Origin of the sequence: Algoriphagus sp. (assembly GCF_024642405.1) — a bacterium.
Lineage (GTDB): Bacteria > Bacteroidota > Bacteroidia > Cytophagales > Cyclobacteriaceae > Algoriphagus.
Genome location: NZ_JAHEBC010000245.1, coordinates 1 through 5,711 on the forward strand (window position 1 = coordinate 1; position 5,711 = coordinate 5,711).

General features: G+C 39.1%; 4 protein-coding genes. 2 read left to right on the top strand and 2 right to left on the bottom strand.

Features of this window, described 5'->3' with window-relative positions; genetic code table 11:
- Nucleotides 1–926 (bottom strand): hypothetical protein (locus Q0L68_RS15235; protein WP_296704893.1); only part of this gene is annotated, 926 nt, incomplete at its 3' end.
- 363 nt (nucleotides 927–1,289) lie between these two features.
- Between Q0L68_RS15235 and Q0L68_RS15240 the strand changes: the two genes are divergently transcribed.
- Both Q0L68_RS15240 and Q0L68_RS15245 read left to right on the top strand, forming a co-directional pair.
- Nucleotides 1,290–3,299 carry a dehydrogenase E1 component subunit alpha/beta gene (locus Q0L68_RS15240; protein WP_296704895.1) on the top strand — a complete coding sequence of 670 codons (2,010 nt, stop codon included), beginning with the start codon at nucleotides 1,290–1,292 and terminating at the stop codon, nucleotides 3,297–3,299.
- 75 nt (nucleotides 3,300–3,374) lie between these two features.
- Nucleotides 3,375–4,694 carry a DUF5723 family protein gene (locus tag Q0L68_RS15245; protein ID WP_296704897.1) on the top strand — a complete coding sequence of 440 codons (1,320 nt, stop codon included), beginning with the start codon at nucleotides 3,375–3,377 and terminating at the stop codon, nucleotides 4,692–4,694.
- A gap of 126 nt (nucleotides 4,695–4,820) precedes the next feature.
- On the opposite strand, the gene Q0L68_RS15250 is transcribed toward Q0L68_RS15245, so the two are convergent.
- A partial coding sequence (locus Q0L68_RS15250) for a cellulase family glycosylhydrolase (protein WP_296704898.1) occupies nucleotides 4,821–5,711 on the bottom strand: 891 nt, incomplete at its 5' end.

The following is a 5,711-nucleotide window of genomic DNA, read 5'->3' on the forward strand; positions in this document are numbered from 1 at the left end:
TTCTTTGGCTGATCAAAATTAAAGTGATCATCTTCATTGAAAACAATGGGCTTGGGTTTGTAGCCATTCACACTTCTGGTTTCTTCTACCATAGTGCCAATTTTATCGGGATCAGAAACTCCGTTTCCATGGAGTAAAATAAAGTCTGAAGCTTTTACCACGTTTTCTTTTGGGATGGTTCCTCCTCCATAACTCGTGCTAACCAATAATCTTCTACCGCCTATTTCCCTTCTTTTCACTAATTCAATCAATTCATGAACCCGTTCAGGTTGAAGAATCGCATGATCATAGCGAACATTACACTCATTGTTTACTTCGATCAACACATTGGTATAGCCTTTTTCCAAAATCCAGTCCACAGCATTACTCACTGCTTTGATCACCGCACTTTCATCTTTCAGTTGTTCATCTTGCCCGAAATAAAACAAACCAATGATAGGAGCCATTCCTAATTCATCAGCTTTATCCAAAATTTGCTCTAGCCGCTTGAAATATGCCTCCCTCAACTCCCCCGTTTCGGTATATGGAGTGTTGATCCAAGGCTGATTTTGGGAGTATCCAAAAGGGCTTCCTCCTTGCAAATTAATTGTAAAAGAGAGTAAGCCATATGACTTCCAAGTAGGCATTTGGGCGACAAACTCATTTGTATTCCTGTCTGCATCCCAATTTTTGGTATCTGGATACTCCCAATTCTTGATAGTCTCTGGATTCAAGTCATCGAATATTCCTTGAACCATTCTTGAATTCATCAATAGGCCTTCTACCTTATTTCCATTCCAAAACCTACCGGAATAAGTCGGCTCACCATTGATAAAAAATTGCTCCCCTTTGATTTCAACGATAGTATTTCTTTGACTTTGGGAAAATACTGAAGTTGACCAAAATAAAAATAGAATCCAGATTATTAGGATGGGTTGATGTCTCATTCAATTAAGATATGTCAAATCAATTTACTTACAAAGGATCATTCTTGAAAACCGGCTATGTTAACTAATCTTATTTAAGATTCTCTCTAATTTATGAGGATTTAAGGATTTATTGATTTCAATTCACCCCAATATTACTTATAAATTACCAGCTTAACTTTTTGATAAAAGAACCTTAACGTAGGATTTAGCAGACAGAGAAAACCATTGCCTAATTTTGAGACATACAGCAAACACTTTTTAACTCCTTGCATTTATTTTTCCGCCCCGATTGATTTCGGGGCATTTTTTTGTTCTTTCAATCCACAAATTCCTTTGGTGATTTCTTAGCTTCCTGTACCTTAGACAGGAAATCCTCTTCTTATGGAAACAGCAATAAAAAATCATTCTCCTTTGGTTTTTGACCGAAAAAACCTTTCAAATAAAACTCTCCTTGAATTATACGAATCCCTTTTAATGCCTCGGAGAATCGAGGAGAAGATGTTGATTTTACTTCGCCAAGGAAAAATCTCCAAATGGTTTAGTGGATGGGGGCAAGAAGCTATTTCCATCGGAGCTGTGAATGCGCTAAAGCCAGAGGAATTCATCCTTCCAATGCATCGAAACTTAGGAATATTTACTGGGAGAAATATGCCATTGGAAAGACTATTTGCTCAGTTTCAAGGTAAACTTTCAGGATTTACCAAGGGAAGAGATCGCTCATTTCACTTTGGTAGTATAGAACATCACATCGTCGGGATGATTTCCCACTTGGGGCCGCAAATGGCAATTGCAGATGGGATTGCATTGGCCAGTAAGCTATCGAAGAAACAAGAAGTCACTTTAGTTTTCTCTGGTGATGGAGCCAGCTCAGAAGGTGATTTTCATGAAGGGTTAAACGTTGCAGCTGTCTGGAAACTTCCGGTGATTTTCGTGATTGAGCATAATGGCTATGGGCTTTCCACGCCCAATGAGGAGCAATTTGCTTTTAAAAACTTCACGGATAAAGGTCCAGGCTATGGCATGGAGTCCATTCGAATCCAAGGCAATAATGTATTAGAAGTTTATCAAACCATTCTGGAATTGGCAGAAGATCTCCGTAAAAATCCTAGACCAGTTTTGGTGGAAGCCATCACTTTCAGAATGCGTGGCCATGAAGAAGCTTCTGGGACTAAATATGTTCCTAAGCACTTGATGAATGATTGGAGTAAACTGGATCCTCTGGAAAATTATGAGCAGTATTTAGAGGAAATAGGAGTCTTGGATGAAAAGACAAAAGAGAGACTCAATAAAAGAGTTAAAAAGGAAATAAATGATGGCTTAGACCTAGCCTTTGCTGAGGAAGCAATTTCTCCAAACTTAGAGTCTGAAATGGCTGATGTATATGCGCCTTTTTTGCAAGAAGTAATAGACCCTTCAGAAAACAGCAATAAAACTGAAAAACGACTTGTTGATGCGATTTCTGATGGCTTGAAACAATCCATGGAAAAGTACCCAAATCTCATCCTCATGGGACAAGATATTGGTGAATATGGAGGAGTTTTTAAGATTACAGATGGATTTAAAGCTAAATTTGGTGCCGATCGAGTAAGAAATACACCACTCTGTGAAAGTGCCATTTTAGGTGCAGGCTTGGGACTATCTATCAACGGTTTTAAAGCAATGGTAGAAATGCAGTTTGCTGATTTCGTTTCAGTCGGATTCAACCAAATTGTAAATAACCTAGCAAAGATTCATTACCGCTGGGGTCAAAATGCGGATGTGGTAGTAAGGATGCCAACGGGCGCCGGAATGGCAGCAGGCCCTTTTCACTCCCAATCCAATGAAGCCTGGTTCTTTCACACTCCTGGATTAAAAATCGTTTATCCGTCCAATCCATATGATGCCAAAGGGTTGCTAAATGCCGCTATTGAAGATCCTAATCCTTATCTCTACTTTGAGCACAAAGGGCTTTACCGTTCTATTAGTGAATCCATTCCAGATGATTATTACACAATTGAAATTGGCAAAGCACAATTAGTGAAAGAAGGAAATCAAGTCTCTATTATTACCTATGGAATGGGGGTACACTGGGCGAATAAAGTAGTGGAAGAACTATCTATCGAAGCAGATATTCTTGATTTAAGAACGCTATTACCCTGGGATAAGGAAGCAGTTAAGGAAACAGTAAAGAAAACAGGAAAGGTAATTTTCCTTCAAGAAGATTGCCTGACAGGGGGTATTGGAGCTGAGATTTGTGCATGGATATCGGAACATTGTTTTAAAGATCTAGATGCTCCGGTCATGCGAGAAGGAAGCTTAGATACGCCGGTTCCATTTGCTCCCAACTTGGAAAAGCAGTTTTTGCCAGTGGAGCGATTTACCAAGAAATTGAAAAGTTTAATAAATTTTTAATAGGATATTTGTAATGATCATTTTCTATTATTGTTGAGGCTTAGCATATTTAGCCAACTCAAACCTCAATGCCCCATGTTAAGAATATTCAATTTTTTATCATTTATTTTAGCAATACTGGGATTTTCAACAATTTCTTATTCCCAAACATTTATTGGAGCCCAAGTAGACAATAGAGGCGGTGTTCAATCTGTTTTGATGAATCCTGCCAATGCGGCCGGTTCACAGATGAGGTTAGACATCAATCTTTTGTCTGGAAGTGCTTTTGTGGGAAGTGATTATTTATACGTTGATCTAAGTGAAATAAAAAACTTTCAAGATGGGTTCGATTTTAATACTGATGTCAAAACAATCCCAAAAGACCAAAATAATTTTTTTGGTAATGTAGATATTTTAGGCCCTTCTGTTCTATTCAACTTAAATGACAAAAACAGTATTGCAATAACCTCACGATTTAGGACATTTTTCAATTTGCATAACTTGGGAGGAGAACTATATGAAGTAGCATCTTCTAATGAAGTAGATAAAAATTTCAACTTAAACATGGAAGGTCTTTCAGGAATTATCCACGCATGGGGAGAAATTGGAGGAACTTTTGGAAGAGTTTTGATCGCGCAAGATCAACATCTGCTAAAAGCTGGGGTTACCCTAAAATACCTATTTGGAGCAGGAGGTATATATGGGAGTAGCGGAAGGCTAGTTGCACAATATGATGCAGGAATCGAGACGCTTGCTACTTCAGGAAATCTGAACTATGGGTATACCTCGGGATTTGATTCAGATGATATCAGTTTTTCAGATATCAAATCTGGATTTGGTACAGATCTGGGTGCCGTATATGAGTTTTATTCCAATAACAGTAGATCGGTCAGAACTCCTTATAAATTAAAAATTGGCGTATCTGTGACTGATATTGGTTCCATCAAATATTCAGGCTCCACAAATGCCAGATACCAAATGGACGCAACAATTGATGCTAATGAATTTGATAATAAAGATTTAGAAGAATTACTCAAAGACAATTTTCCTGGTTTGGAAGAATTAGGGGACGCAAAACTTAGTCTTCCTACAGCTTTACAACTTTTTGTGGATTACCAGATTACCTCCAAGTTTTATGTAAGCACCCAAGGGGCAATTTCAATCAAAAAAGGAAATATAATTCCAGTGAGCAATATCATCAATGCATTCACTGTCACGCCTAGGTTTGAAATGAAATGGATCAGTGTTTACAGTCCGATCAGTGTTCGTCAATATGACTCGAGTCTTGCTTGGGGAGTCGGTTTAAGAGTTGGACCTGTGATTGTGGGGTCTGGATCAATTTTAACCAATTTGATCAGTAGTAATTCGAATAGTACGGATGTTTATGTAGGATTTAAAGTACCGCTTTATAAATAGGTTTTGGATAGATAAATGGAGTGGGCAGTGATCAGTCGCAGTAGGCAGTCGCAGTAGGCAGTCGCAGTAGGTACCGACAATGAGCAGTAGGCAAAATTTCGATTATTGGAGTGTTAATTGAATCTGTTAAATCTGTTTTCGAAGTAATTCCAGGAATTTCCGATCCAACTTTTCTCCATACCAATCCTCATATTCCACATCTTTTCGTCCAGAATTCATCACCCCGAAAGCTCCTGAGAATTCCCAAATTCCAAATCCGATTCCATTTTCTTTCAACACTTTCAAAACATCCCCAAACCAATTTAGAAATACATCATGCGGTGTTTCATTGTAACACCCACACTCTCCGCAATGCACCCCAACTCCTTGATCAACTAGCGCCTTCCAAGGTGCATAGTATGCTCGGATATTATCGATATCTAAAACATTTTCTCCCTGTGGCAAAGGCCAATCCACTGGAGGCACACTTGCTGGATCCTTATAAACCCAACTAGCCTTATAATGCGAAATCGGAAATGGATGATAGCCTCTACAACTTTGGGCGAGATCCAAGTCTGACAGCTCGGGAACTGCAATTCCCCCTCCTCCGTTGCCATCCGCGATCACAATTCGTGACTTTTTCACTGATTTGATCGTGTCCAATGCCGCTTTGGCTACTCGATAATAATCTATCACATCTACCGGACCTCCAGCACTATACTGATCATTGGGATCTTCTCTCTGAAAAGGCTCGTTGACTAAATCAAAACTCAATTTCTTTTTGGAAATACCTTTATACCGGTTTGACCACATCTCCCAATGGGTACAAAAAGCATCCTGAGCTTCCTGATCTTTCCAAAGATTGTAAGGCTCCACAAAACCAGCATTGATGCAAAATCCTGGGGCTCTATGCAAATTCAAACTCACGTGCAAGCCATGATCGATACATCGCTCAACTAGTTGGTCGACTTTCTCTAATCGACTTTCGTCAAAATTCAATACCTCATCTGGGCGAATGGGCCTAGACCGATCAATATT

Coding starts and splice junctions, on each gene's coding strand:
- Q0L68_RS15240 (WP_296704895.1), top strand. CDS start 1,290: ATGGAAACAGCAATAAAAAATCATTCTCCTTTGGTTTTTGACCGAAAA.
- Q0L68_RS15245 (WP_296704897.1), top strand. CDS start 3,375: ATGTTAAGAATATTCAATTTTTTATCATTTATTTTAGCAATACTGGGA.